Consider the following 25,200-nt stretch of genomic DNA (forward strand, 5'->3'; position numbering starts at 1 on the left):
CCTCGGATTGTCAGTGGCCCATGCGATGGTGGTGGTCACTGGGGGAAAGCACCACCAAGAAGGGGGGCCAGCATGGGTTGGCACCGGCAGCTGCTGATCGGCTTCGACCTGGAGACCACCGGGACGGACCCGCGCGAGGCGCGTATCGTCACGGGCGCGGTGATCGAGGTCAGGGACGGGGAGCCGGTCGGACACCGGGAATGGCTGGCCGATCCGGGCATGGAGATCCCGGAGGAGGCCGTGGCGGTGCACGGCATCACCAACGCCCGCGCGGTCGCCGAGGGCGGACCCGCCGACCAGGTCGCCGACGCCATCGCCGACGTCCTCGTCTCCTACTGGAAGACGGGCGTCCCGGTCGTGGCCTACAACGCGGCCTTCGACCTGAGCCTGCTCTCCGCCGAGCTGCGCCGGCACGCCCTGCCGTCCCTGCGCGACCGTCTCGGCACCGACCCGGCGCCGGTCATCGACCCGTACACGATCGACCGTTCCGTCGACCGCTACCGCCGCGGCAAGCGCAACCTCGAAGCGGTCTGCGGGGAGTACGGCGTCGCGCTCGACAGCGCGCACGACGCCTCCGCCGACGCCCTGGCCGCCGCCCGGCTCGCCCGCGCGATAGCCCAGCGCCACCCGAAGGTCGCCGCCCTCGGGCCGGCCGAGCTGCACCGCCGCCAGATCGAGTGGTACGCCGAGTGGGCCGCCGACTTCCAGGCCTTCCTGCGCCGCAAGGGCAACCCCGAGGCGGTCGTGGACGCGACCTGGCCGCTGCGCGAGTCGGCCGAGGAGACGGTATGACGGCCGCCGTGATCTCCCTGCGCGAAATCCGGGACGGCGACCTGCCGTTGTACTGGGAGTTCTCCTCCGATCCGGAGGCCCGGCGGATCGCCGCCTTCACGGGGGCGTACCACTACGACCGCGCGCTCTTCGACGCCCACTGGGCGAAGGTCCGTGCCGACCCCGACGTCCTGGCGCGCACGGTGCTCGCCGACGGCGAGGTCGTCGGCACCGCCGCGGTCTTCGGGCCGCCGGACGAACGCGAGGTCACCTACTGGATCGACCGCGCCCACTGGGGCCGGGGCCTCGCCACGGCCGCGCTCGGCGCCCTGATCGACCTGGTCCCCACCCGGCCCCTGTACGCCCACGCGGCCGCCGACAACAGCGGCTCGATCCGCGTGCTGGAGAAGTGCGGCTTCGTCGTCACCGGCCACGACCGGGGCTTCGCCCAGGCCCGTGACGCCGAGATCGACGAGGTGGCGCTCATCCTCCGGGCCGTCTGACCGGGAGCCGCTCAGAACGGATACCAGCGGACCGTCTCGTCCCCCTCGCGCAGCGAGGCGACACGGCGGGCGAACTCGGCCGCCGCCGCCGGGTTGCTCGGCGCGTGCTGCGCCACCCAGGCGCAGCTCGCCGTCTCGCGGGCGCCGCGCAGCACCGAGCAGCCGTCCCACTCCCGCACGTCCCAGCCGTAGGTGGCCGTGAAGGTCTCGTAGTCCCGCGCCGGCAGCCCGTAGCGGTCGTGGGAGAGGGCCATGACGACGAGGTCGTGCTCGCGCAGGTCGCCGGAGAAGGTCTCCAGGTCGACGAGGACGGGGCCGTCCGGGCCGACGTGCACGTTGCGGGGGAGGGCGTCGCCGTGGATCGGGCCCGGGGACAGCCGCGGGGTGAGGGCGGCCGCGTCCGCCGCGAAGCCGTCGCGCCGCTCGCGGAGGTAGGCCGCGTCCGCCGGGTCGATCGCGTCGCCGGCCAGGCGCAGCCAGCGCTCCACGCCGCCCAGCAGTTCACGGCGGGGAAGCGCGAACGGCGGGGCGGGCAGGGCGTGGACCAGCCGTAGGAGTTCGGCCAAATCGCGGGGACCCGCGGGGCGTACGGCGTCGGGCAGGCGGTGCCACACGGTCACCGGGTGCCCCTCGACGAGCGTGGCCTCCGGCTCGGCGGCCCGCACGGCCGGGAGGCCCGCCTCGGCGAGCCAGGCCGCGATGCCCAGCTCGCGGCGGGCCCGGTCCAGGAGTTCGGCGTCGCGGCCCACCCTGACCACCAGGTCACCAGCGGCGAACACCGCGTTCTCGCCCAGCGCGAGCAGCCGCGCGTCCCCGGCCGCACCGGGCAGCACACCGGTCGCGTCCAGTACGTCCCGCGCCCGAGCCTCGTCCATCCGTCGCCTCCGTGTCCGTACGGCCGACGCTCCCCTCGGGGGCGCCGGGTTCACGCCATTCGCGGCCAGTCTCGCATTCGCACAGGTCGGAGCCTGTGCGCGCTGCCTTGACGCCCTGTCATGCCCTCAGGACCATGACGGACATGACCTTGGCGACCGCGAAGCCGAAACGCACGCGACCGGCCAAGCGGCGCACCCCGGCGGACGGCCGGGAGCGGCGCCCGATCGACCACGGCGCCTGGTTCCTGGTGCTGCCCGCGCTGATCCCCATCCTGGTGCTGAGCGTCGGACCGCTGCTCTACGGGATCGCGCTGGCGTTCACCGACGCCCAGTCCGGGCGGACCGAGCCCACCCGCTGGATCGGCACCCTCAACTTCCAGGACCTGCTGCACGACACCCTCTTCTGGGAGTCGTTCCGCATCGGCCTGCTGTGGGCGTTCGGTGTCACCGTGCCGCAGTTCCTGCTGGCCCTCGGTCTCGCCCTGCTCCTGAACCAGCCCCTGCGGCTGCGCTGGCCGGCACGAGCGCTCGCGATCATCCCCTGGGCCATGCCCGAGGTGGTCGTCGGCATCATGTGGCGGCTCGTCTACAACCCCGACGCGGGCATCCTCAACGAGACCCTCCGCGACCTGGGCCTCGGCGACGGCCGCGACTGGCTGAGCGGGCTGGCCATCGCCCTCCCCGCCGTCATGGTGGTCGGCGTCTGGGCGGGCCTGCCCCAGACCACCGTCGCCCTGCTCGCCGGGCTGCAGAACACCCCGCGCGAACTGCACGAGGCCGCCGCGATGGACGGCGCCGGCGCCTGGCGCCGCTTCCGCACGGTCACCTGGCCCGCCCTCAGACCCGTCGCCCTCGCCATCTCGGCGCTCAACCTGATCTGGAACTTCAACTCCTTCGCCCTGGTCTACGTCCTGACCAACGGCGGCCCCGGCGGCCGTACCCGCCTGCCGATGCTCTTCGCGTACGAGGAGGCGTTCCGCTACGGGCAGTTCGGGTACGCGGCGGCGATGGGATGCGTGATGGTCGCGGTGATCTCCATCGTCCTCGCCTTCCGTCTGGCCGGCCAGCTGCGGCGGGGTGGTGAGGCGTGAGGACCAGCAGGACCGCGCGCGCCGGCCAGTACCTGGCCCTTCTCGCGTATCTCGTCTTCCTCGCGTTCCCCTTCCTCTGGCTGGTCTCCACCGCCTTCAAACCGGCGCGCGAGCTGGGCAGTCTCCATCCGACCTGGGTCCCCGGGAACCCGACTCTCGCCAACTTCCGCCAGGCCTTCGACGAGCAGCCGCTGCTGGAGGCCGCGCTGAACTCCCTCCTCGCGGCGCTCGGCGCGGCCGTCGTCGCCGTACTCGTCGCGACCCCGATGGCCTACGTCATGGCCCGGCACCGCACGACGCTGTCGCGCATGGCGACCGGGTGGGTGGTGGTCAGCCAGGCGTTCCCGTTCGTGCTGGTGATCATTCCGCTGTTCCTGGTGCTGAAGAACCTGCGGCTGATCGACTCCGTGTCCGGGCTGGTCATGGTCTACGTGGTGTGGGCGCTGCCGTTCGCGCTGTGGATGCTCGTCGGCTACGTCCGGGCCGTGCCCGTCGAGCTGGAGGAGGCGGCCGCGGTGGACGGGGCCGGGAGGCTGCGGACGCTGGTGTCGGTGACGGCGCCGCTGCTGGCGCCGGGCATCGTGGCGACGGCGCTGTTCGCGTTCATCACCGCGTGGAACGAGTTCTTCTTCGCGCTGGTGCTGCTGAAGACCCCGGAGAAGCAGACCCTCCCGGTCGTCCTCACCCACTTCATCGGTGCGGAGGGCGTGGCCGACCTCGGACCCCTGGCCGCCGCGGCCTTCCTCGCGACGCTCCCCTCGCTGGTCGTCTTCGCGGTCATCCAGAAACGGATCACGGGCGGCATGCTCGCCGGGGCGGTGAAGGGCTGATGCGCGCCCGATGGCCGGTCGCGGCCCTGCTGCTCTGCCTGCTGGCCGGCGGCTGCACGGCCGGCGAGGGTGACCCCGCCGACGGCCGGGTCACTCTCCGCTTCCAGTCCTTGGCCTGGCAGGAGGAGTCGGTCGCCGTCAACAAGGAGCTGGTGAAGGAGTGGAACGCCACCCATCCGGGCGTCGAGGTCGAGTACGTCCAGGGGAGTTGGGACAGCGTCCACGACCAGCTGCTCACCTCCTTCGAGGGCGGTGAGGCGCCGGACATCATCCACGACGCCTCCGACGACCTCGCGGACTTCGCGTACGGGGGCTACCTCGCCGACCTGCGCGAGCTGCTGCCCGAGCGGCTCAGGACGGACATTCCGGGGCGCAGTTGGGAGACGACGACGTTCGGGGACGGGATCTACGGCGTGCCGTTCCTCCAGGAACCGAGGGTGCTGATCGCCAACGCGACGTGGTTGCGGAAGTCGGGCGTGCGCATGCCGACCCCCGGGGACCCGTGGAGCTGGGAGGAGTTCCGGGAGGTCGTCGGGGAGCTGAGCGGCGACGGCGGGTACGGGGTCGCCTGGCCGCTGAAGGAGCCGGTGTCGGCCACCCTGAACCTCTCCCTGTCGGCGGGCGGGCAGCTGTTCCACCGGGACGCGGACGGCCGGGTCGAGGTCCGTTTCGAGGCGGCCGACGCCGTCGTCCCGAGGACCGTGCGGGACCAGGTGAACACCGACGGGAGCGCGCCCCGCACCACGCTCGGCATGGGCGGCTCCGACACCCTGCCCGGTTTCTTCGGCGGCAGGTACGCGATGGTCCCGCTCGGCTTCTCGTACCGCCAGCAGATCGTGCAGCAGGCCCCCGAGGGCTTCGACTGGCAGGTGCTGCCCGCCCCGGCCGGCGCCGACGGCCTCACCCAGGGCGTCAGCCCGCAGACCCTCTCGGTCGCCGAGGACAGCCCGCACAAGAAGGAGGCCGCCGAGTTCATCGACTTCCTGCTGCGCCCGGAGAACATGGTCCGCCTCGCCCTCGGCGACTGGATGCTCCCGACCGGCACGGAGGCCCTGAAGGACCCGGCGCTGCGCACGAGCGAGCACGACTGGGCCGTCGGCACGGCTCTCGCCGCCCACCTCCGCTCCGCCCCCGCCCAGTCCGTACGCGGCTACCCGGAATGGAAGGACAAGGTCGCCACCCCCGCGTACCAGGAGTACTACAGCGGGGCGATCGGCCTGGGTGAGCTGCGGAGACGTCTGGAGCGGGACGGCAACCTGGTCCTGGCCCGATACCAGCGCTAGGGATGCCGAGGGGGTGCGTGGTCGGGTGCGGGTGCGTGGGGGCTCCTCGCGCCGTTCCCCGCGCCCCTGAAAAGCAGGGGCTGCGCCCCTCGCTTTCCGGCCCGCGGTGCCGCTGTCCTTCAGGCCCACAGGGCCTGGTCGTTCAGGGCCGCGGGGGAACTGCGCGAGAAGCCCCACCGGACCCGCACCCGGCGGAGCACCCCGAAAACCTGATTGCACGAGACGTATCGTCTCGCGTACTATCGAGCCATGACCTCCCACATCGCCATGTTCTCCATCGCCGCCCACGGCCACGTGAACCCGAGCCTCGAAGTGATCAGGGAGCTGGTGGCCAGGGGCCACCGGGTGACGTACGCGATTCCGCCCGCCTTCGCGCGGAAGGTGGCGGAGGCCGGGGCCGAGCCCAGGATCTGGCGGTCGACACTGCCCGGCCCCGACGCCGACCCCGAGGCGTGGGGGAGCACGCTCCTCGACAACGTGGAGCCCTTCCTGGACGACGCGATCCAGGCTCTGCCGCAGCTCATCGAGGCGTACGAGGGTGACGAACCCGACCTGGTGCTGCACGACATCACCTCCTACCCCGCGCCCGTCCTCGCCCGCCGCTGGGGTGTGCGGGCCATCTCGCTCTCCCCGAACCTGGTCGCCTGGACCGGCTACGAGGAGGAGGTCGCCGCGCCCATGTGGGCCGAGCCGAGGAAGACCGAGCGGGGCCGTGCCTACTACGCCCGCTTCCAGGCCTGGCTGGACGAGAACGGGATGGACGCGGACCCCGACTCCTTCGGCGCCCGACCCGGCCGCTCGCTGGTCCTCATCCCGAAGGCCCTCCAGCCGCACGCCGACCGGGTCGACGAGAGCCGCCACACCTTCGTCGGCGCCTGTCAGGGCGACCGTGCGGCGCAGGGCGACTGGACGCGGCCGGCACACGCCGAGAAGGTGCTGCTCGTCTCGCTCGGGTCGGCCTTCACCAAGCAGCCCGACTTCTACCGCGCGTGCGTGCGGGCCTTCGGCGACCTGCCCGGCTGGCACACGGTGCTCCAGGTCGGCAGGCACGTCGACCCGGCGGAGCTGGGTGAGATCCCGGCCGGTGTGGAGGTGCGGGACTGGGTGCCGCAGCTCGCGATCCTCAGGCAGGCCGACGCGTTCATCACCCACGCGGGCGCCGGCGGCAGTCAGGAAGGGCTCGCCACCGCCACGCCCATGGTCGCCGTACCGCAGGCCGTCGACCAGTTCGGCAACGCCGACATGCTCCAGTCGCTCGGCGTCGCCCGTCACCTCCCCAAGGAGGAGGCGACGGCGGACGCCCTGCGCGAGGCGGTCCTCGCCCTCGTCGACGACCCCGACGTGGCCCGCCGACTCAAGGAACTGCAGCGGGAGATGGCGGAGGAGGGCGGCACCCGACGCGCCGCCGACCTCATCGAGGCGGAGCTGGCCGGTGGTTCGGGGCGGCGCGGATAAGCAGCGGATAGCGGGGCAAGCCGTCAGGTTCCACGTTTATCGTGAAGTCACGGCACATTTTCGGTAACGGTCCGGTCATTTCATAACGTTGGGGTAACGTCGGCTCCGCGAGATGGACGCATTGACTCTGTTGCCGGGTTGGACCGTTACCCCCCGCGAAAGGTTGTGGTCGGCGCTTCTTGTTCCTCGGATGAACGAAACCCAAGCTGGGTGTGAATTCACTTCGAACGCCAGGAAGTTGACCCATGCGCCGAGACATACCCGACCTCGCGGAAGTGCGCCGCGTCACGCAGAAGAAGCGGGACGCCTGGTGGACCGTGCTGCTCGTCGACCCGGTCGCCACACCGCTGGTGCGGCTGACCGCGAAGTACACGAGGATCACACCCAACCAGCTCACCTGGGGTGCCTTCGTACTGGGTCTGGTCTCCGCCGCCTTCTTCGCGCTCGGCGACTGGCGCTGGCTGATCGCCGGTGCCGTCGTCTACCACCTGAGCTTCATCCTCGACTGCATGGACGGCAAGGTCGCCCGGCTCACCGGCCAGGGGTCCGTGTTCGGGGCCTGGCTCGACTTCGTCTTCGACCGGGTCCGGGTCGCCGCCTGCTCGGTGGCCCTGATGGCAGGGCAGTACCACCGCACCGGCGAGACCTTCTACATCTGGCTCGCCGCCGCCGTCATCGGCTGCGACGCCCTGCGCTACATCAACTCCCTGGAGACCTTCAAGGTCCGCCACACCATGCGCAAGCAGATCAAGGCCCGGCTGCGCGAGGCACGCCGCGCCGAGAACGAGCGGGAACTGGCCTTCATGGAGGACCTGCTGCGCGAGAACCCCGAGGCCGACATCGAGCAGGACCTGCGCACGGCCACCGCCGAGGTCACCCAGGCCGCGCCGCAGACCCAGGTCGTCGACCTGCACCAGGAGTTCCGCCGCCGCTTCCCCGCCTACCTGCGCGTCCGGTCCTTCCTGCTGCGCCACCGGGTCCGCCCCCACCTGATCAGCGGCATCGAGTTCCAGATGGGCGTCTTCATGATCGGCCCGTTCATCGACTCCGTGATGATGGCGACCATCGTCTCCGGCGCCCTGCTGCTCGTCTTCGAGCTGGCCATCGTCTACAAGCTGCTGCTCTCCACCCGCGACTTCACCCGCACCCTGGACTCCTTCGACCGGGGGGACATGGCCGCGGCCGCCTGAGCCGGTCGGCCCGAGGGGGACACGCACGGGGGTACGGACGGGGGCCGGAGGCGATGACACCGCCTCCGGCCCCCGTCCGTACCCCTCCCCGGGTCAGATGCGTACCCTCTCGCCCTCCCTGGCCGACAGCGGCGCGGGCTCCGGCGACTCGTCGTGGGTGAGGTCCGGCAGCCGGTTCAGCCACGTCGGCAGGTACCAGTTGCGCTCGCCGAGCAGGGCCATCACCGCCGGGAGGAGCACACCCCGGATGATCGTCGCGTCGATGAGGACGGCGGCCGCCAGGCCCACACCCATCTGCTTCATCGACTGCATGGACAGCGTCCCGAAGATCGCGAACACGGCGACCATGATGACGGCGGCACTGGTCACGACCCCCGCCGTGGTGACGACACCGTGCCGGATCGCCTCCTTCGTCGTACGGCCCCGCAGCCGGGCCTCACGGATCCGCGAGACCACGAACACGTGGTAGTCCATCGACAGCCCGAACAGGATCACGAAGAGGAACAGCGGCAGCCAGGTGATGATCGCGCCGACGCCCTCCGCGCCCACCAGCGAGGCGCCCCAGCCGTGCTGGAAGACCGCGACGAGGATGCCGTACGCGGCGCCCACCGACAGCAGGTTCAGCACGATCGACGTGACCGCGATCGTCAGCGAGCGGAACGACAGCAGCATCAGCAGAAAGGCGAAGACCACGACGAAGGCGAAGACGGGGACGACTGCTCCGGTCAGCTGGTCGTTGAAGTCCTTGTTGCCCGCGACCTGCCCGGTGATCGGCGCCTCGACGCCGTCGACCTCGCCGAGCGTCGCGGGCCGTACCTCGTCCCGCAGCCTGTCCAGGCTCGCGCCCGCCCTGTCCTGGTCGGAGCCGCCCACCAGCGGCACGTACACGAAGGCCACGTTCTGCGCGTCGTGCACCTTGATCTCCACCGGGCCCCGCGAGGCACCCGAGGCGACGGCCTCCTTCTTGAAGTCCGCCAACGCCGCCCGTACGTCGGGGGCGTTGATGTCCTTCGCCTTCACGACCACCTCGGCCGGTTCGGAACCGCCCGGGAAGGCCTCGTTGACCCGGTTGTAGGTCTGCACGATCGGCAGCGAGTCGCCGAACTCCTGGTCCAGCGTGAGGTTCTGCGTCTTCATCCCGACCGCGGGAGCGGCCACGGCCAGCAGCGCACCGGTCGCGACCACCAGCGACAGCGCCGGCTTGGCGAGGACGACCCGCAGGACGGCGTTCCAGAAGCGGCTCTCCGCACCGGCCCCCGAGCCGCCGTTCCTGCGCCGCTTGTCCGGGTGCAGGAACGGGATGCGGCCCTTCTCGACCCGCCCGCCCAGCAGCGACAGCAGCGCCGGCAGCACCGTCACCGAACCGACCATCGCGACGGCGACGACCATCAGCGAGGCCAGGCCCATCGCCTCGAACTCGGCGAGCCCGGTGAACAGCATGCCCGCCATCGCCACGCACACCGTGACACCGGAGACGATGATGGCGCGGCCACTGGTCGCCGCGGCCACCCGCAGCGCGGTCTGCGCGTCCCGGCCCGCCGCACGCTCCTCGCGCTCACGGCGCAGATAGAACAGGCAGTAGTCGACGCCGACGGCCAGACCCACCAGCAGCATCACGGAGTTGGCGGTGTCGCTCATCGGGATCACATGGCTGACGATGGCCATCAGGCCCATCGTCGCGATGATCGCGGTGACGGCCAGCGCCACCGGCAGCAGCGCCGCGACGACCGCGCCGAACGCGATCAGCAGGATGCCGAGCGCCACCGGCACGGCCGAGTACTCGGCCTTCTGGAAATCTTCCCCGAAGGCGTCGTCGAACGTCTTCATCATCGAGGCGCCGCCGATCTCCTCGATCCGCAGCGTCCCGTGCTCCTCCTGGACGCCCTCGACGGCCTTCAGCACCGGCTCGATGCGCTCACCCGCGGTGTCCGAGGCGCCGCGCATGTCGAACTGCACCAGTGCGCTGCGGCCGTCCTTCGAGATCGTCCCCGCGGCGTACGGCGAGGTCACGTCCATGACCTTCCCGGTGTCGCCGACGGCCTTCATCACGTCGTCCACGGCGGCCCGGAAGGCGGGGTCCGTGGCCTTGGTGCCGTCGCCCTTCGCCTGGATCAGGACGCTCTCACCGGCGGGCTCCTCGATCCCCGCCTCCTCGACGATGTGGGCCGCCGTGCTGGTCTCCCCCTTGAGCTGGTCGCTGTCCTCGACCTCGACCGAGCCCATCGCCGAGCCGATCCCCATCGTCAGCACGACGAACAGCACCCAGACACCGACGGCCGCCCACCGGTGCCGGGCGCTCCAGCCGCCGGCGCGGGCGGCGATCCCCCGCACCCGTACGTCTCCGTTCCCCATGACGGGCCAGCCCCCTCGATGTCGATGGCGACCCCCTGCCGCCACCTTTCGTTTCGAAGGTATGAGCTGGATAAAGGCATCTCATCGTGCTGTCCGGTGAACACCCGCGCCTACGAGTCCTCCCCTCGGACCGCACCCCCTCCCCACCAGGGAGGACAGCGGTCCCCTACACCTATCCCGCCCTCTCGGGGCCGCCCCTCAGGGTGCACCGGCCCCGACCTGCCTATCGTGACCCCATGACGACGTACGCGGCGCTCCTGCGCGGGATCAATGTGGGCGGCAACAAGAAGGTCCCCATGGCCGACCTCCGCACCCTTCTGACCGGCCTCGGCCACACCGGCGTGGCCACCTACCTCCAGAGCGGCAACGCGGTCTTCACCAGTGACCACGGCGACGAGGACACCCTCGCGGCCGACCTGACGACCGCCCTCGCGGGACACTTCGGCTTCACCGTCGACGTCCTCGTACGCGATCACGCGTATCTGGAGGCCGTGCGCGCCGACTGCCCGTTCCCGGCGGCGGAACTGCAGGGCAAGCAGCTCCACGTCACGTACTTCTCGCAAGCCGTGGAGCCGGCCCGCTTCGAGTCGATCGATCAACAGGCCTTCCTCCCCGAGGAGTTCAGGATCGGCGACCGCGCGCTCTACCTGTACGCCCCCGAGGGCCTCGGCCGTTCCAAGCTGGCGGAGGCCCTGTCCAGGCCGCGCCTCGGCAAGGGCCTGATCGCCACCACCCGCAACTGGAACACGGTGGTGAAACTGGCGGAGCTGACCGGGGCGGGCTGACCGGGACCGGCGGCCGGCTGTCGCGTTTGTTCAAGAGGACCGGGCGCGCCGTCCCTAGCGTGGGACGCATGGAGAGCCACGACAGCACCACGCACCCGCACCACCCGTACATGCGCGCATGCGCCGCCGAGGCGGCCCGGGTCGCCCGGGGCGTCACGGCGGACCACCTCGACCGGCCCACCCACTGCGGCGACTGGGACGTCCGCGCCCTGGTCAACCACTGGGTCCTGTACACCTCGCACGGCCTCGAACACCGTGCCCTGCGCACCCCCCTGCCCGAGGAACTGACCAAGCGCGACTTCACCGCCGCCCCCGACTGGGCCGACGCCTACGCCGCCCAGCTGGACCGCGCGGTCACGGCCTGGGCCGACCCGGCGCTGTGGGAGGGCGACATCGACCTCGGCATGGGCCCGCTGCCCGCCGCCGACCTCGCCGGCATGGTCATCAAGGAGATGGCCGTCCACGGCTGGGACGTCGCGACCGCGACCGGTCAGCCCTTCCGTGTCCCGGACGCCGCGGCCCACTTCGTCCTCGGCGTCGTGAAGACCCACGGCGCCCTCTACCGCCAGTACGACGGCTTCGCCGACCCCGTCCCGGTACCGGCCGACGCGCCGGTGTTCGACAGGGCACTGGCGTCGAGCGGCAGGGACCCGAAGCTGAGCGCCTGACCACGGGGAGGGCGGCGCCGGACGGCTCAGGCCGCGACGAGCTGCCCCTGCCGCAGGGCGGCGGTGTAGCGGCGCAGCAGCAGCGCGGCCAGTTCGGGGGAGGGGCCGAGCACCTCGGCCAGTACGTCCGCGCCCGCCTCCGCCGCGCCCCGCGCGATCCGGTCCGGCAGCCGGCCGGGTGCGATGACGTACGGCGCCACGGCCACCCGCTCGCAGCCGAGGGCCCGCAGTTCCCCTACGGCGTCCTCGGTGCGGGGCAGGGATGCGGAGGCGAACGCGGGTCGCACGGCGCACCAACCGGTGTGCCACCACTCCCGCGCGATGTCGGCGATCACCGCGATCGCCTCCGGGTCGGAGGACCCCGCCGAGGCCAGGACGACCCCGGTCGAGGACTTGTCGGCGGGGCTCAGCCCCGCCTCGTACAGCCGGCGTTCGAGGGCCGACAGCAGCAGCGGCGAGGGGCCGAGGACCTCCGCCCGGCGGATGCGCAGGGACGACGGCGCCTCCCGCAGGACCGCCGGGATGTCCGCCTTGGCGTGGAAGGCGCGGGTCAGAAGCAGGGGCAGGGCCACCACGTCCCGCACGCCCTGTGCCGCCAGCGACTCCAGCACACCTCGGACGGAGGGGACGTCGAAGTCGAGGAAGCCGGTCTCCACGCGCAGCCCGGGGCGCGTCGCCCGCACCCGCCGGACGAGGGCGTGCACGGTCGCGGCGTGCCGCGGGTCGCGGCTGCCGTGGGCGACGACGAGGAGAACCGGATTCTCGGACATGCGGATCAGCTCTTCACCATCAGACCGCGGCTGCGCAGCACCCACCGCTCCAGCGGGCTGAAGATCAGCAGGTCGATGGCGATACCGACGATCAGGATGAGGAAGATCGCGAGGAACACCTGCGGCATGCTGCTGTTGGTGCGGCCCGCCTCCAGCATCTGCCCGAGACCCGAGCCGATGTCGGGGGCCTTGGCGATGATCTCGGCGGCCATCAGCGAGCGCCACGAGAACGCCCAGCCCTGCTTCAGACCGGCCACGTACCCGGGCAGGGCCGCCGGCATCACGATGTGCCAGGTGCCCTTCAGCCCGGTCGCGCCCAGGGTGCGGCCGGCCCGCAGGAACAGCGGCGGCACCTGGTCGATGCCGGACACCAGGCCGTTGGCGATCGAGGGGACCGCGCCGAGCAGGATCACCGTGTACATCACCGACGGCTCCAGGCCCAGCCAGACCACCGCGGCCGGCACCCACGCCACCGACGGCAGCGACTGCAGACCGGAGAGGATCGGGCCGATCGCCGCCCGGACGACCCGGACCCGGGCCACCAGCAGACCCAGCGGGGTGCCGATCGCCAGAGCGGCCAGGAAGCCGAGCAGGCCGCGCGAGACGCTGGTCCAGATGGCCTCCAGGAGCGTGCCCTGGAGCCAGGCCTGCCGGACCTCCCCCCAGACCGCCGAGGGAGCGGGCAGCTTGTAGGCGGGGGCGACCTCCGCCAGGACGAGGAGCTGCCAGACCGCCAGCACCAGCGCGACCGCGGTGATCGGGGGCAGCACCTTCTGGACGAGTACCTGGCGCAGCGGCGGCCGCCCGGTCTGCACCGAGTCCAGCGCGTCGAGGCCCGCCTCCAGCCCGGCGAGATCGTCGGCGTCCTTGACGCCCTTGACCTCCCTGACGTTCTTGCCGGGGACGGTGCCGCTCTCGGTCTCAGTGCTGGCCATGGCGGCGGATCTCCCTACGCAGTTCTTCGGTGATCTCGACGGACAGCTCCGCCACGGCGGTGTCCTCGATGCGGCGCGGCTGCGGGATGCCCACGGTCCACTCGCGGGCCACCCGGCCGGGGCGCGAGGACAACAGGACGACCCGCTCGGCGAGCCGTACCGCCTCACGCACGTTGTGCGTCACGAACAGCACCGAGACCTGTGTCTCGTTCCAGATCCGGGTCAGCTCGTCGTGGAGCACGTCCCGGGTGATGGCGTCGAGCGCGGCGAACGGCTCGTCCATCAGCAGCAGCTTGCTCTCCTGCGCCAGGGCGCGGGCCAGGGCGACGCGCTGGCGCATACCGCCCGACAGCTCGTGCACCCGCTTGCCGTACGCGCCCTTCAGCCGGACCAGACCGAGCAGTTCCTCGGTCCGCTCACGGCGCTCGTGTTTGGCGACTCCCCGCAGTTTCAGGGCGAGTTCGATGTTCTTGCCCGCGGTGAGCCACGGGAACAGGGCGTGCTCCTGGAACATCAGGGCCGGACGCCCGTCGGTCGTGATGCTGCCCGCGGTCGGGGCGTCGAGACCCGCGACCAGGTTGAGCAGCGTCGACTTGCCGCAGCCCGAGGCCCCCAGGAGGGTGACGAACTCGCCGGGAGCGACATCGAGCGTGATGTCGTCCAGCACGAGCTGCTGCCCGGCCGGTCCGGAGAAGGACTTCGATACGTGCTCGATACGGGCGGCGTGCTGCGCCGCCTGGACGCCGTCGGCGGCCTTGGCGAGTGCGGTGGCCATGGTCGTCACCTCCTGGGAACTCATCGGACTTCGCGGTTACTTGACGCCGAGACCGGCGTCGCTGACCTCGTCGTCGCCCTCGGCCTTCAGGACCTTGTTGAGCAGCGTCAGGTCGTAGATCCCGTCGAGCTTCGGGTTCTCCAGCAGGCCGGCCTTGACCGCGTGATCGGCCTCGGTCTGCAGGGTGGACGCCAGCGGGTCGTTGATGAACTGGATGGACTTCCACGCCGGGTCGAGCACGTCGGCCGGCAGTTCCTTACCGGAGTCGGCCTTGAGCTGGGCGTTCGCCGCGGCCTTCGCCTCGTCGGCGTTGGAGCCGATGAAGGCGTTGGACTTGACCGAGCCGCGCAGCACGGCCTCCACCACGTCCGGGTGCTCCTTCAGGAACTCCTGGCGCACGATGATGTTCGTGATCACGAACTTCTTGTCCGGCCAGAGGTCGGCCTCGTCCAGCAGCACCTTCGCGCCCTCGGCGACCAGCTTGGACGCGGTCGGCTCCGGCACCCACGCGCCGTCGACGGCACCGGACTTGTAGGCGTCCGGGGTGACGGAGTTCTCCGTGCGGACCACGGACACATCGCCCTTGCCGGTGTTCGCGTCGACCTTCCAGCCCTGCTCCGCGATCCAGTTGAGGAACGCCACGTCCTGCGTGTTGCCGAGCTGCGGGGTGGCGATCTTCTTGCCCTTGATGTCCTTCAGGGACTTGATCTTGTCCGGGTCGACGACGAGCTTCACTCCGCCGGACGCCGAACCGCCGATGATGCGCAGGTTGGCGCCGTCGGCCTTGGTGTAGCCGTTGATCGCCGGGGAGGGGCCGATCCAGCCGATGTCGATGGAGCCGCCGTTGAGGGCCTCGATCTCCGAGGGACCGGCGTTGAAGGTCGTGTACTTCGCCTTGGTGGCGCCGAGCTCCTTCTGGAAGAAGCCCTTCTGGATACCGACGAGAGCGGTCGCGTGGGTGAGGTTGCCGAAGTAGCCGATGTTGACGGTGTCGAGACCGTCGATCTTCTCGGCGCCGGCGGCGACCTTGTCGGTCTCGGCGTCCGTGGACTCGGAGCCGTAGCCGCAGGCGGCCAGGGCCAGCAGCGGGAGCGCGGTGACGGCCGCGAGGGTACGTCGGAAGGCTGCGGAGCGGTGTGCAGGCACGGGAGGTGTTCCTCTCGGAGGCCCGGCGGTCACGGTCTCTCAGGTCGTGGCCGGGAAATCGGGTTTTCGTCTACGGCGGTGGGGGGTGAGGGCGCGCAGGCAGTGCGCGTACGTCAGCGCACACATCGCGCCACTCCGCCCTGCCCGCTTCCGAGGGCGCCGCTGCCCACACGGCCGCCCTCCTTCGCGAACGTCGCGTAGAAGTCCTGGGAGTTCATGTCAGAAGTCCCACCCGTCGTCCTCGGCCTCGTCCTTGACGGGCTCGGGGGAGGCGAACGACTCGCCGACCATTCCGGCCGTGAGCGTGGTGCCGTCGTTCGGGTCGATGAGGATGAACGAACCGGTGCGCCGCGAGTCCGAGTAGGAGTCGACGGGCAGCGGCTCGGCGGTACGGATCTTCACTCGGCCGATGTCGTTGGCGACGAGCTGTCCCGGGTGCGGGTGCAGGGACAGGTCGTCGAGCGTGAGCCGGGACGGGATGTCCTTGACGATCGCCTTGACGGTACGGGTGCCGTGCTTGAGCAGCACGCGGTGGCCGACGGTCAGGGGCGCGTCGGCGACGTGGCAGACGGTCGCCTCGATGTCCTGGGTGGTCGGCGGGGCGTCCTTGCTGGGCACCAGCAGGTCGCCGCGCGAGATGTCGATGTCGTCCTCCAGGAGGATCGTCACCGACTGGGTCGTCCAGGCGATGTCGACCGGCACGCCGAGCAGGTCGATGCCGGCGATCTTCGTGGAACGCCCCGAGGGCAGCACCGTGATCTGCTCGCCGACCCGGAAGGAACCGGCGGCGATCTGACCGGCGTAGCCCCGGTAGTCGGGGTGCTCGGCGGTCTGCGGCCGGATGACGTACTGCACGGGCAGGCGCGCGTGGCAGTGGCTCAGGTCGTGGGCGACCGGGACCGTCTCCAGGTGCTCCAGCACGGTCGGGCCGCCGTACCAGTCCATGTTCGCGGACGGCTCCACCACGTTGTCACCGGCGAGCGCCGAGATCGGGATCGCGGTGACCTCCGGGACGCCGAGTTCAATGGCGTAGGCCGTGAACTCCTCGGCGATCGCGGCGAAGACGGGCTCGGCGTAGTCGACCAGGTCCATCTTGTTGACCGCGAGCACCACGTGCGGCACCCGCAGCAGCGCCGCGAGGGCCGCGTGCCGACGGGTCTGCTCGACGACACCGTTGCGGGCGTCGATGAGGATCACCGTCAGCTCGGCCGTGGAGGCGCCCGTCACCATGTTGCGGGTGTACTGCACATGGCCGGGGGTGTCGGCGAGGATGAAGCGGCGGCGGGGGGTGGCGAAGTAGCGGTAGGCCACGTCGATGGTGATGCCCTGTTCCCGCTCGGCCCGCAGGCCGTCGGTGAGCAGCGCGAGGTCCGGGGCCTCCTGGCCGCGGCTGGCCGAGACCCGCTCCACGGCCTCCAGCTGGTCGGTGAGGACCGACTTGGAGTCGTGCAGCAGCCGTCCGACGAGGGTGGACTTGCCGTCGTCGACGGAACCGGCGGTCGCGAACCGCAGCAGCGTGGTGGCCGAGAGCTCCTCGGCGGTGATCGTGCTCATGCTTAGAAGTACCCCTCGCGCTTACGGTCTTCCATCGCGGCCTCGGACATCTTGTCGTCGGCGCGGGTCGCGCCGCGCTCGGTCAGCCGGGAGGCGGCGATCTCGGTGATCACGGCGTCCAGCGTGGTCGCGTCGGAGTCGACGGCGCCCGTGCAGGACATGTCACCCACGGTCCGGTAGCGCACCAGGCGCTTCTCGACACTCTCGCCGTCCTTGGGCCCGCCCCACTCGCCCGGGGTCAGCCACATGCCGGCCCGCTGGAACACCTCGCGCTCGTGGGCGAAGTAGATCTGCGGCAGCTCGATGCCCTCGCGGGCGATGTACTGCCAGACGTCCAGCTCGGTCCAGTTGGACAGCGGGAAGACGCGGACGTGCTCGCCGGGGGCGTGGCGGCCGTTGTAGAGGTTCCACAGCTCGGGGCGCTGGCGGCGCGGGTCCCACTGGGAGAACTCGTCCCGCAGGGAGAACACGCGCTCCTTGGCGCGGGCCTTCTCCTCGTCGCGGCGCCCGCCGCCGAAGACCGCGTCGAACTTCTCGGCCTGGATCTTCTCGGTCAGCGGCACCGTCTGGAGCGGGTTGCGCGTCCCGTCCGGGCGTTCCTTCAGCACTCCGCGGTCGATGTAGTCCTGGACGGAGGCGACGTGCAGGCGCAGCCCGTGGTCGGCGACGGTGCGGTCGCGGTACTCCAGGACCTCGGGGAAGTTGTGCCCGGTGTCCACGTGCAGCAGGGAGAAGGGGACCGCCGCGGGCGCGAACGCCTTCAGCGCCAGGTGCAGCATGACGATGGAGTCCTTGCCGCCGGAGAACAGGATCACCGGCCGCTCGAACTCACCCGCCACCTCGCGGAAGATGTGGACCGCCTCGGACTCCAGGGCGTCCAGGTGGGACAGGGTGTAGGGGGTGCCGGTCTCCCCGGAGACGGCGGCGACGGTCGTCGTCATGCCAGACCCTTCTCGGTGAGCAGCTGGTGGACCAGCGCCGCGGACTCCTGGACCGTCTGGTTCTGCGACTCGATGCGCAGGTCCGGGGTCTCGGGAGCCTCGTACGGGTCGTCGACACCGGTCAGCCCGGAGATCTCGCCGGCCGCCTGCTTGGCGTACAGACCCTTCACATCGCGCTCCGAGCACACCTCGACGGGCGTGGCCACATGCACCTCGACGTACGCCGCACCACTCGCGGCGTGGCGCTTGCGGACCGCCTCCCGGCTGTCGGCGTAGGGCGCGATGACCGGCACGAGGGCCTTGACGCCGTTACGGGCGAGGAGTTCGGCGAGGAAGCCGATGCGCTGCACATTGGTGTGGCGGTCGGCGCGGCTGAATCCCAGGTCCGCGGTGAGGAGCTCGCGGATCTCGTCGCCGTCGAGGACCTCCACGAGGTGGCCGTCCGCGCGGAGGCGGCCGGCCAGCTCGTGGGCGATGGTGGTCTTGCCGGCACTCGGCAGACCCGTGAGCCAGACGGTGGCTCCCGTGGCTCCGGTGACTCCGGTCGTCACTAGGTTCTCCTGGTTCGTCTCGGGGGCACGGCCCGTCCCGGGGACGGTGCTCCCGACGGTGTCGGCTGTCTCGGCGGTGGCGGTGGGCACTGCGGCGCTCACAGGTGCAGCCCGCACTCGGTCTTGGTGTTGCCCGCCCAGCGGCCGGCCCGCGCGTCCTCGCCCGGGGCGACCCGGCGGGTGCAGGGCGCGCAGCCCACGGAGGTGTAACCGTCCATGAGCAGGGGGTTGGTGAGCACGCCGTGCTCGGCGACGTAGGCGTCCACGTCGTCCTGCGTCCAGCGCGCTATCGGGGAGACCTTGACCTTGCCGCGCTTGTCGTCCCAGCCGACGACCGGGGTGTTCGCCCGGCTCTCGGACTCGTCGCGGCGCAGGCCCGTCGCCCACGCGTCGAACCGGGTCAGGCCCTCTTCCAGCGGCTTGACCTTGCGCAGGAAGCAGCAGAGGTCGGGGTCGCGGTCGTGCAGCTTCGGTCCGTACTCGGCGTCCTGTTCGGCGACCGTCTGCCGCGGGGTGATCGTGATGACGTTGACGTCCATCACGGCCTCGACGGCGTCCCGGGTGCCGATGGTCTCCGGGAAGTGGTAGCCGGTGTCCAGGAACACGACGTCCACGCCGGGCCTGGCCCGGGAGGCGAGGTGCGCGACCACCGCGTCCTCCATGGAGGAGGTCACGCAGAAGCTCTTGCCGAAGGTGTCCACGGCCCACTGGAGGATCTCCAGCGCCGAGGCGTTCTCCAGATCACGGCCGGCCTGCTCGGCGAGCGCCTTGAGCTCGGCGCGCTTCGCCGCTTCCGGGCCGGCCGTGTCCGGCGAGGAAGCCGCTGTGTCGGAATCCGCCTGAACGGTAGTCATATGTGATCCCCTCCGCTGTCGGCTCGCTGAAATCCCCGGGACAGCAGCCCGAGGAACTTCAACTGGAAGGCTCGATTGCAGGCCCCGCATTCCCACGCGCCGTGTCCGGCCTCGTGGGGGCGCAGGTCCTCGTCACCGCAGTAGGGGCAGTGGAAGGGGGCGGCTCGCTCGCTCACGACAGGGCCTCCTCGTCGGCGCGGGTGACCCACGTGGCGAACCGCTCGCCGTCCGCGCGCTCGTCCTGGAAGCGCTTGAGCACCCGCTCGACGTAGTCGGGCAGTTCGTCGGCCGTGACCTTCAGGCCGCGCACCTTGCGGCCGAAGCCGGCCTCCAGACCGAGCGCGCCGCCGAGGTGCACCTGGTAGCCCTCGACCTGCTCGCCCGCGTCGTTCAGGACGAGCTGGCCCTTGAGACCGATGTCCGCCACCTGGATACGCGCGCAGGCGTTCGGGCAGCCGTTGATGTTGATGGTGATCGGCTCGTCGAACTCCGGGATGCGGCGCTCCAGTTCGTCGATCAGCAGCGAGCCGCGCGCCTTGGTCTCGACGATGGCGAGCTTGCAGTACTCGATGCCGGTGCAGGCCATGGTGCCGCGCCGGAAGGGGGAGGGGTTGACCGTGAGGTCCAGCGCCTCCAGGCCCGAGACGAGCGAGTCGACCTGCTCCTCGGTGACGTCGAGCACGATCATCTTCTGCTCGACGGTGGTCGCGACCCGGCCGGAGCCGTGCGCCTCGGCGAGGTCGGCGATCTTCGTCAGCGTGGTGCCGTCCACGCGGCCCACACGCGGGGCGAACCCGACGTAGAAGCGGCCGTCGTTCTGCGGGTGCACGCCCACGTGGTCGCGCCAGCGCGCCACCGGCTGGTCGGGCGCCGGGCCGTCGACCAGCTCGCGCTTCAGGTACTCGTCCTGAAGGACCTGACGGAACTTCTCCGTGCCCCAGTCGGCGAGCAGGAACTTCAGGCGGGCGCGGGTGCGCAGCCGCCGGTAGCCGTAGTCGCGGAAGATCGAGATGACGCCCTCGTACACGTCCGCGACCTCGTCCAGCGGCACCCACGCGCCGAGCCGCTGCCCGATCTTGGGGTTGGTGGAGAGGCCGCCACCGACCCACAGGTCGAAGCCGGGGCCGTGCTCGGGGTGGCGGACACCGACGAACGCGATGTCGTTGATCTCGTGCGCCACGTCGAGCAGCGGCGAGCCGGAGATCGCGGACTTGAACTTGCGGGGCAGGTTCGAGAAGTCCTTGTTGCCGATGATCCGCCGCTGGATCTCCTCCATCGCGGGCGTGCCGTCGATGATCTCGTCCGCGGCGATCCCGGCGACGGGCGAGCCGATGATCACACGGGGGGTGTCACCGCAGGCCTCGGTGGTGGACAGGCCGACGGCCTCCAGCCGCTCCCAGATCTCGGGCACGTCCTCGACGCGGATCCAGTGGTACTGCACGTTCTGCCGGTCGGTGATGTCGGCGGTGCCCCGCGCGAACTCCTGCGAGATCTCACCGATCACCCGGAGCTGGCGGGTGGTCAGCCGCCCGCCGTCGATCCGCACGCGCAGCATGAAGAACTTGTCGTCCAGCTCCTCCGGCTCCAGGATCGCGGTCTTGCCGCCGTCGATCCCGGGCTTGCGCTGGGTGTACAGCCCCCACCAGCGCATGCGGCCGCGCAGGTCGTTGGGGTCGATCGAGTCGAAGCCGCGCTTGGAGTAGATCGTCTCAATGCGTGTCCGCACATTGAGACCGTCGTCGTCCTTCTTGAACTGCTCGTTGCCGTTCAGCGGGGTGAAATGCCCCGCGGCCCACTGGCCCTCACCACGGTGACGGCTCGCCTTGCGGCGGGGCGTGGCGGGGTTCTGCGGGGTGGCGGCCATGGGTGTATGTCCTTCGGGAAAGGCGGGGAGGCGGCTCTGACCTGCGCTTGGGCGCGCATGCGGGCACACGCGGGCGGCGTGTGCGGCGCCTGCGCGTCCTTGCGCGGGCTGAAACAGAGGAGGTGCGGCGCTGGGGCCCGGGGTCGTCCAACCCCTCGCGGTCGGGCGTCAGCTCACCGGACAGATGGCGCTGGACATGCGGCCGAGGTCGACGTGCCGCCGACTCACCAAGGCAATTCCAGTTCCAGACATGACGGAAGCGTGGCACGGCTCTTTAGACCGAGTCCACCGTTATCCACATGTCGGACAAGGATGTCTCGCATGGCGAGACGGTGTGATGTGGGTCATGGTGTGGGAACGGCCGCTCCGGGCCAGGGCCCCGGCGCCGGGACGTCCGCCTCCTCGGTCACCTTCGTGTCGAACAGCCGGAACCCCCGCCGCAGGTAGTTCCCCATGGCGTGCTCCCCGTCCAGGGAGCAGGTGTGCAGCCACACCCGCTCGGTCGGCGGCAGCTCGGGCCACCGCTCGGCGAGGTCCCAGGCGCGGGCCGTCCCGTGCGACAGCAGGTGCCCGCCGATGCGCCGCCCCCGGAACGCCGGGACCAGCCCGAAGTACACGATCTCCACGACCCCGTCGTCCTGCGGCTCCAGCTCCACATAGCCGGCGGGCGTCCCCCGGTCGTGGGCGACCCAGGTCTCCACCCCCGGGCGGCCCAGGTGCCGCAACCACTGCTCGTACGACCACGACAGCCGGTCGGTCCAGCGGATGTCACCGCCGACGGAGGCGTACAGGAAGCGGCTGAACTCGGGGGAGGGGACCTCGGCGCGCACGATCCGGACGTCGTCGCCCCCGGGCGCGGCGGCGGGAAGCAGATCGCTGGGCGAGGTCTGCTCCAGGGACCAGGTGGTGACGGGACTGCTGCTCATGGGCCCAGGGAACCACGACGCCCGGCCCGCCTCCAAGGCCGGGCCGGGTCGCTGGGGCGGGCCGGGTCTGTGGGCCTGCCGGTCGCCCTAGCCGAGCGCGCTGTCGACGTCCCGCAGCCGCACCGCGTAGAGCACACGCTCCGGGACGGGGTCGGTGAGCGTCCACACCTCGCCGGTCTCCGGCGAGTAGGAGAGGGAGGCGCTGTGCCGCCCCCAGCAGGCGTACGACTCCAGGTCCGCGCCCGAGGTCCCGCTCGACTCGTTCGCCGGGCACTTCGCGGCGTCGGCCCCCTCCTCGTCCTGCCGCCAGAGGCTGCCGTGCGTGTCGCGATTCTCCGCGGCCTGTTCGACGTACCAGTCCCCCCGGTGGGCGAGGACCCCCCGGACACCGGTGGCCTCGGTCTCGTACGCCTCGGTCGCCACGGCGTCGCTCCGGCGCCCGCTGGTGGTGAGCAGGCCGGTGCGGTCGCCGGTGACGTCGAGGGCGTAGCGCCAGACGCGGGCGGGTTCCTCCCGGCCGGGGCGGAACCGCTCGCCGGCGACGACCGTGGGCGGTGTCGACGTCCTGTCGAGGGAGAGCGAGCCGAAGCAGGGCACCCCGTCGTTGTCGCGCGCGTCGCAGCCGTCGCCCGACGGGGGGCTGTAGGAGGCGACCGCGGGCAGCGCGTACCGGTAGTGGTGGGCCGACCAGCCCTTGCCGGCCTTGGCGCCCTTGCCCGGCTTGTCGGCCTTGCCGATCGCGTCGCTGTCGGTCACGTCGGCGCGCAGGAAGCGGGCCAGGTCGAACACGTACAGCGAGTCGTCCCGCCCTTGGCGGCCGCCGGGACCTTGCGCGGTGACGATCAGCTTGTCGTCGTACCAGGCCATGCCGCCGAGCCGGGAGCGCAGGCCCTCGAAGCCCTGGCCGCCGGCCGTCGGCACGACCAGCAGGACCCAGCGGTAGGCGAGGTTCGCCGGGTCGCTCGCGTCGACGAAGGCGACCCGGGCGAGCCCCTTCTCGTCGACGGGGACGAGGCCGGTGCCGTCCCGGTCCGCGCCGTCCGTGCCGCCGCGGTCCGCGTTCGCCGCGCCGCCGCCGGGCGGGACGCTCCGCACACCGGTGTGCGACCAGCCGGCCGCGATGACCTGGTTGTCCCGGGACGTGGTGACCGAGCGGGGGGTCCACTTGTCGCTGACCGCGTCGCCCGCCTCCCAGCAGTACGCCCGCACGGCCACCGGCTCGACGGGCAGATTGTCCTTCTCGCTGTCGAAGCAGTCGTCCTCGCCGCGCATCGCGTGGTTCGCGCTGCGCAGCACCTCCTCGACACCGACCGGGCCGCCCGTCGCCCGGGCCAGACGGTGCAGCTCGGCGGGGTCGGTCAGGGTCTCCCGGAGCTGCAGCCTGCGCAGCTCACCGGCCGAGGTGAGGGAGGTGAGGGAGCCCGGCGTGCTGCCGCCCGCGGCCTGCGAGGTGCTGATCAGCGTGGCCGCCGCCGTGAGCGCCAGCGCGGTGCCCGCCAGGGACGCGCGCAGCGCACGTCCCCTTCTGCGTCGTCGGTGCCTGCCGCGGTGCTGCATAAAACCTCCCGGGGACGGCCAACTGCCCGCCGTGAAGAAGATCTTGACGGGGAGGCAGGTGGGGCGGCCTGGCAGCGATGCTACGGCAGTGGGACACGTGTCACGCCGAGGTCCCGGGAAATACAGGGAGATCCCTCACCCCGAGGCCATGATCCGTTCACCGGGAGCTGTTGCGGATGTTCGACCTGGGTTCAGATGACCGGCTCGGCTCTCTGATGTCCCAGGGGCCCCTCGTCGCGGAACGGCCCACGCGCGCAGGCGCCCCGCGCCCGCACCACCCCCGGTGCCACCGAGTGCGGCAACAGGCCCGACGGGGCCTCGGGCAGCCGGACTTCGACGTCGGCCCGCTCGGTGAAGCGGTACGGGCGGTGGTCGAGGAAGGCGCCGAGGTAACGGCGTACGCGGGACATCTCGGCGCGGACGGTGACGGTGCGGGCCGGGTCGCCGAACATGTCGTCGGCGAGGGCGGAGGCGCTGCGGCCGCCGCGGTGCAGGGCCAGGAGGTACAGCAGTTCGGCGTGTCGGGGGGTCAGTTCATGGGTCCAGGAGCCCGCGGAGCCGGCGACGGTGACACTCCAGCGGCGCGGGTGGGAGACGTCGAGGGTGATGTGCGTGGCGCTCGGCGCGGGCGCCGGGTCCGCGGTGGGGCGTATCAGCCAGCCGTCGGGCAGCGGCTCGACGGTGCACAGACCGAGCGCCGGGAGCCAGCAGCGGCCGGGGGAGAGCGACTTGGGGAGGGCGACGCGGCTGGTGTACGGCATGCCGGTCACCGCGGCCGTCCAGCCGTCCCGGTCCACGGCCACCGCGCGGCCGCCGATACGGGCCAGCACCGGGGCCGCCACCGCGCGCAGTTGTTCGAGCGAGGTCAGATGCAGGTCCCGCAGCCGGGCCTGGGCGAGTTTGGCGACCGAGTCGACCAGGGCGAGGGTGGCGGGGTGCAGGGTCTCCAGGGGTCCGCTGATGTCCACCACGCCGAGCAGCCTGCCGTCGCGCGGGTCCGTGACTGGGGCGCCGGTGCAGGTCCAGGGGTGCAGGGCGCGCACGAAGTGCTCGGCGGAGAAGACCTGGACGGCGCGGCGGGAGACGAGAGGGGTGCCGATGCCGTTCGTGCCGACGGTCTGCTCCCGCCAGTCCGCGCCGATCCCGAGCCCCTGTCCGTCGGCCTTGCGCAGTACGGCCGGACTGCCCTCCCGCCACAGCACCCGGGCGTCGGCGTCGGCGATCATCATGATGTGCTGCGCGGTGTCCGCCAGGGAGAGCAGCCCCTCGCGGAGCACCGGCAGGACGTGGCGCAGCCGTGTGGTCCGGCGGCGGCGCTCGATCTCGTCGAGGCCGAGGAGGTCGGAGCGGAAGTCGTGGTCGGGGTCGACACCGCTGCCTACCGTACGGCCCCAGGACTCGCGGATCGCGGGGCGCGGGGCGGGTTTCGAGGGCCGGCCGTCGAGGGTGTGGGCGCGTACCTCGCCGAGGATGCGGGCCGCTCGGGCGGCGTCCGTGGCGGTGAGCCGCGCGACTTCCATCGGC

25 protein-coding genes are annotated in these 25,200 nt (G+C 71.5%); 9 read left to right on the top strand and 16 right to left on the bottom strand.

Annotation, left to right across the window (positions count from 1 at the left end):
• The first annotated feature begins 72 nt into the window (after positions 1–72).
• Both STRBO_RS0111195 and STRBO_RS0111200 read left to right on the top strand, forming a co-directional pair.
• On the top strand, positions 73–792 hold the full coding sequence (locus STRBO_RS0111195) for a 3'-5' exonuclease (protein ID WP_005481988.1): 720 nt from the start codon (positions 73–75) through the stop codon (positions 790–792).
• Positions 789–1,274 (top strand): GNAT family N-acetyltransferase, encoded by a 486-nt coding sequence (locus tag STRBO_RS0111200; RefSeq protein WP_005481989.1) that lies wholly within the window; start codon positions 789–791, stop codon positions 1,272–1,274. Before STRBO_RS0111195 ends, STRBO_RS0111200 begins: the two co-directional genes overlap by 4 nt.
• A gap of 11 nt (positions 1,275–1,285) precedes the next feature.
• Here the strand turns inward: STRBO_RS0111200 and STRBO_RS0111205 are convergent, their stop codons facing one another.
• Positions 1,286–2,149, bottom strand: coding sequence for a phosphotransferase enzyme family protein (locus STRBO_RS0111205; protein ID WP_005481990.1), 864 nt, complete (start codon positions 2,147–2,149; stop codon positions 1,286–1,288).
• A 143-nt stretch (positions 2,150–2,292) separates the two neighbouring features.
• Here STRBO_RS0111205 and STRBO_RS0111210 point away from each other — a divergent pair, with 143 nt between their 5' ends.
• The 5 genes from STRBO_RS0111210 (at position 2,293) to STRBO_RS0111230 (ending at position 7,998) form a co-directional block, all read left to right on the top strand.
• Positions 2,293–3,240: a carbohydrate ABC transporter permease gene (locus STRBO_RS0111210; RefSeq protein ID WP_020114205.1), complete on the top strand. Its 948-nt coding sequence runs from the start codon at positions 2,293–2,295 to the stop codon at positions 3,238–3,240.
• The gene (locus STRBO_RS0111215) at positions 3,237–4,070 is read left to right on the top strand and encodes a carbohydrate ABC transporter permease (RefSeq protein WP_005481992.1); all 834 of its coding nucleotides are present in this window, start codon (positions 3,237–3,239) and stop codon (positions 4,068–4,070) included. The genes STRBO_RS0111210 and STRBO_RS0111215 overlap by 4 nt, the downstream gene beginning before the upstream one ends.
• On the top strand, positions 4,070–5,353 hold the full coding sequence (locus tag STRBO_RS0111220) for an ABC transporter substrate-binding protein (RefSeq protein WP_005481994.1): 1,284 nt from the start codon (positions 4,070–4,072) through the stop codon (positions 5,351–5,353). The genes STRBO_RS0111215 and STRBO_RS0111220 overlap by 1 nt, the downstream gene beginning before the upstream one ends.
• Positions 5,354–5,602: 249 nt before the next feature.
• Positions 5,603–6,808, top strand: a complete 1,206-nt coding sequence (locus STRBO_RS0111225; RefSeq protein WP_005481995.1) for a glycosyltransferase — start codon at positions 5,603–5,605, stop codon at positions 6,806–6,808.
• Positions 6,809–7,053: 245 nt separating this feature from the next.
• Positions 7,054–7,998, top strand: a complete 945-nt coding sequence (locus STRBO_RS0111230; protein ID WP_005481997.1) for a CDP-alcohol phosphatidyltransferase family protein — start codon at positions 7,054–7,056, stop codon at positions 7,996–7,998.
• A 93-nt stretch (positions 7,999–8,091) separates the two neighbouring features.
• On the opposite strand, the gene STRBO_RS0111235 is transcribed toward STRBO_RS0111230, so the two are convergent.
• Positions 8,092–10,350: an MMPL family transporter gene (locus STRBO_RS0111235; protein ID WP_005481999.1), complete on the bottom strand. Its 2,259-nt coding sequence runs from the start codon at positions 10,348–10,350 to the stop codon at positions 8,092–8,094.
• A gap of 236 nt (positions 10,351–10,586) precedes the next feature.
• Between STRBO_RS0111235 and STRBO_RS0111240 the strand changes: the two genes are divergently transcribed.
• Complete coding sequence (locus tag STRBO_RS0111240) at positions 10,587–11,135, top strand: DUF1697 domain-containing protein (protein WP_020114207.1); 549 nt, start codon at positions 10,587–10,589, stop codon at positions 11,133–11,135.
• 68 nt (positions 11,136–11,203) lie between these two features.
• Positions 11,204–11,803, top strand: coding sequence for a TIGR03086 family metal-binding protein (locus tag STRBO_RS0111245; RefSeq protein ID WP_005482003.1), 600 nt, complete (start codon positions 11,204–11,206; stop codon positions 11,801–11,803).
• Between the two features lie 26 nt (positions 11,804–11,829).
• Here the strand turns inward: STRBO_RS0111245 and STRBO_RS0111250 are convergent, their stop codons facing one another.
• From STRBO_RS0111250 to STRBO_RS0111310, 14 genes are all read right to left on the bottom strand, one after another.
• Positions 11,830–12,573, bottom strand: a complete 744-nt coding sequence (locus STRBO_RS0111250; RefSeq protein ID WP_005482004.1) for a sirohydrochlorin chelatase — start codon at positions 12,571–12,573, stop codon at positions 11,830–11,832.
• Between the two features lie 5 nt (positions 12,574–12,578).
• Positions 12,579–13,508 carry an ABC transporter permease gene (locus STRBO_RS0111255; RefSeq protein WP_005482005.1) on the bottom strand — a complete coding sequence of 310 codons (930 nt, stop codon included), beginning with the start codon at positions 13,506–13,508 and terminating at the stop codon, positions 12,579–12,581.
• Positions 13,495–14,283, bottom strand: coding sequence for an ABC transporter ATP-binding protein (locus tag STRBO_RS0111260; protein WP_020114208.1), 789 nt, complete (start codon positions 14,281–14,283; stop codon positions 13,495–13,497). Before STRBO_RS0111260 ends, STRBO_RS0111255 begins: the two co-directional genes overlap by 14 nt.
• A 36-nt stretch (positions 14,284–14,319) precedes the next feature.
• On the bottom strand, positions 14,320–15,429 hold the full coding sequence (locus tag STRBO_RS0111265; RefSeq protein ID WP_005482007.1) for an aliphatic sulfonate ABC transporter substrate-binding protein: 1,110 nt from the start codon (positions 15,427–15,429) through the stop codon (positions 14,320–14,322).
• A 219-nt stretch (positions 15,430–15,648) separates the two neighbouring features.
• Positions 15,649–16,983: a sulfate adenylyltransferase subunit 1 gene (locus STRBO_RS0111275; protein ID WP_005482009.1), complete on the bottom strand. Its 1,335-nt coding sequence runs from the start codon at positions 16,981–16,983 to the stop codon at positions 15,649–15,651.
• Positions 16,984–16,985: 2 nt separating this feature from the next.
• Positions 16,986–17,924 (bottom strand): sulfate adenylyltransferase subunit CysD, encoded by a 939-nt coding sequence (cysD, locus tag STRBO_RS0111280; protein WP_005482010.1) that lies wholly within the window; start codon positions 17,922–17,924, stop codon positions 16,986–16,988.
• The gene (cysC, locus tag STRBO_RS0111285; RefSeq protein ID WP_028796589.1) at positions 17,921–18,475 is read right to left on the bottom strand and encodes an adenylyl-sulfate kinase; all 555 of its coding nucleotides are present in this window, start codon (positions 18,473–18,475) and stop codon (positions 17,921–17,923) included. The genes cysD and cysC overlap by 4 nt, the downstream gene beginning before the upstream one ends.
• A gap of 98 nt (positions 18,476–18,573) precedes the next feature.
• Positions 18,574–19,329: a phosphoadenylyl-sulfate reductase gene (locus STRBO_RS0111290; RefSeq protein ID WP_005482012.1), complete on the bottom strand. Its 756-nt coding sequence runs from the start codon at positions 19,327–19,329 to the stop codon at positions 18,574–18,576.
• Positions 19,326–19,505 (bottom strand): hypothetical protein, encoded by a 180-nt coding sequence (locus tag STRBO_RS41525; protein ID WP_078531503.1) that lies wholly within the window; start codon positions 19,503–19,505, stop codon positions 19,326–19,328. Before STRBO_RS41525 ends, STRBO_RS0111290 begins: the two co-directional genes overlap by 4 nt.
• Entirely contained in the window at positions 19,502–21,193 is a 1,692-nt protein-coding gene (locus tag STRBO_RS0111295; protein ID WP_005482013.1) for a nitrite/sulfite reductase, read from the bottom strand. Before STRBO_RS0111295 ends, STRBO_RS41525 begins: the two co-directional genes overlap by 4 nt.
• A 168-nt stretch (positions 21,194–21,361) precedes the next feature.
• The gene (locus tag STRBO_RS45620; protein ID WP_309474722.1) at positions 21,362–21,445 is read right to left on the bottom strand and encodes a putative leader peptide; all 84 of its coding nucleotides are present in this window, start codon (positions 21,443–21,445) and stop codon (positions 21,362–21,364) included.
• A 92-nt stretch (positions 21,446–21,537) separates the two neighbouring features.
• Positions 21,538–22,119: a GNAT family N-acetyltransferase gene (locus tag STRBO_RS0111300; protein ID WP_005482015.1), complete on the bottom strand. Its 582-nt coding sequence runs from the start codon at positions 22,117–22,119 to the stop codon at positions 21,538–21,540.
• A gap of 87 nt (positions 22,120–22,206) precedes the next feature.
• A complete protein-coding gene (locus tag STRBO_RS0111305; protein ID WP_005482016.1) occupies positions 22,207–23,676 on the bottom strand; it encodes a hypothetical protein in 1,470 nt (489 codons plus the stop codon).
• A gap of 191 nt (positions 23,677–23,867) precedes the next feature.
• The gene (locus STRBO_RS0111310) at positions 23,868–25,196 is read right to left on the bottom strand and encodes a helix-turn-helix domain-containing protein (RefSeq protein ID WP_005482019.1); all 1,329 of its coding nucleotides are present in this window, start codon (positions 25,194–25,196) and stop codon (positions 23,868–23,870) included.
• Positions 25,197–25,200 lie beyond the last annotated feature (4 nt).

This window comes from Streptomyces bottropensis ATCC 25435, from assembly GCF_000383595.1.
Taxonomy (GTDB): domain Bacteria; phylum Actinomycetota; class Actinomycetes; order Streptomycetales; family Streptomycetaceae; genus Streptomyces; species Streptomyces bottropensis.

What these genes read in the sequence shown, in the direction of transcription:
- cysD (WP_005482010.1), bottom strand. Translation starts at nt 17,924, where the DNA reads ATGACGACGACCGTCGCCGCCGTCTCCGGGGAGACCGGCACCCCCTAC.
- STRBO_RS0111305 (WP_005482016.1), bottom strand. Translation starts at nt 23,676, where the DNA reads ATGCAGCACCGCGGCAGGCACCGACGACGCAGAAGGGGACGTGCGCTG.
- STRBO_RS0111220 (WP_005481994.1), top strand. Translation starts at nt 4,070, where the DNA reads ATGCGCGCCCGATGGCCGGTCGCGGCCCTGCTGCTCTGCCTGCTGGCC.
- STRBO_RS0111255 (WP_005482005.1), bottom strand. Translation starts at nt 13,508, where the DNA reads ATGGCCAGCACTGAGACCGAGAGCGGCACCGTCCCCGGCAAGAACGTC.
- STRBO_RS0111275 (WP_005482009.1), bottom strand. Translation starts at nt 16,983, where the DNA reads ATGAGCACGATCACCGCCGAGGAGCTCTCGGCCACCACGCTGCTGCGG.
- STRBO_RS0111210 (WP_020114205.1), top strand. Translation starts at nt 2,293, where the DNA reads ATGACCTTGGCGACCGCGAAGCCGAAACGCACGCGACCGGCCAAGCGG.
- STRBO_RS0111310 (WP_005482019.1), bottom strand. Translation starts at nt 25,196, where the DNA reads ATGGAAGTCGCGCGGCTCACCGCCACGGACGCCGCCCGAGCGGCCCGC.
- STRBO_RS0111225 (WP_005481995.1), top strand. Translation starts at nt 5,603, where the DNA reads ATGACCTCCCACATCGCCATGTTCTCCATCGCCGCCCACGGCCACGTG.
- STRBO_RS0111290 (WP_005482012.1), bottom strand. Translation starts at nt 19,329, where the DNA reads ATGACTACCGTTCAGGCGGATTCCGACACAGCGGCTTCCTCGCCGGAC.
- STRBO_RS0111300 (WP_005482015.1), bottom strand. Translation starts at nt 22,119, where the DNA reads ATGAGCAGCAGTCCCGTCACCACCTGGTCCCTGGAGCAGACCTCGCCC.
- STRBO_RS0111295 (WP_005482013.1), bottom strand. Translation starts at nt 21,193, where the DNA reads ATGGCCGCCACCCCGCAGAACCCCGCCACGCCCCGCCGCAAGGCGAGC.
- STRBO_RS0111200 (WP_005481989.1), top strand. Translation starts at nt 789, where the DNA reads ATGACGGCCGCCGTGATCTCCCTGCGCGAAATCCGGGACGGCGACCTG.
- STRBO_RS0111245 (WP_005482003.1), top strand. Translation starts at nt 11,204, where the DNA reads ATGGAGAGCCACGACAGCACCACGCACCCGCACCACCCGTACATGCGC.
- STRBO_RS0111235 (WP_005481999.1), bottom strand. Translation starts at nt 10,350, where the DNA reads ATGGGGAACGGAGACGTACGGGTGCGGGGGATCGCCGCCCGCGCCGGC.
- STRBO_RS0111230 (WP_005481997.1), top strand. Translation starts at nt 7,054, where the DNA reads ATGCGCCGAGACATACCCGACCTCGCGGAAGTGCGCCGCGTCACGCAG.
- STRBO_RS0111195 (WP_005481988.1), top strand. Translation starts at nt 73, where the DNA reads ATGGGTTGGCACCGGCAGCTGCTGATCGGCTTCGACCTGGAGACCACC.
- STRBO_RS0111260 (WP_020114208.1), bottom strand. Translation starts at nt 14,283, where the DNA reads ATGGCCACCGCACTCGCCAAGGCCGCCGACGGCGTCCAGGCGGCGCAG.
- STRBO_RS0111240 (WP_020114207.1), top strand. Translation starts at nt 10,587, where the DNA reads ATGACGACGTACGCGGCGCTCCTGCGCGGGATCAATGTGGGCGGCAAC.
- STRBO_RS45620 (WP_309474722.1), bottom strand. Translation starts at nt 21,445, where the DNA reads ATGTCTGGAACTGGAATTGCCTTGGTGAGTCGGCGGCACGTCGACCTC.
- STRBO_RS0111250 (WP_005482004.1), bottom strand. Translation starts at nt 12,573, where the DNA reads ATGTCCGAGAATCCGGTTCTCCTCGTCGTCGCCCACGGCAGCCGCGAC.
- STRBO_RS0111205 (WP_005481990.1), bottom strand. Translation starts at nt 2,149, where the DNA reads ATGGACGAGGCTCGGGCGCGGGACGTACTGGACGCGACCGGTGTGCTG.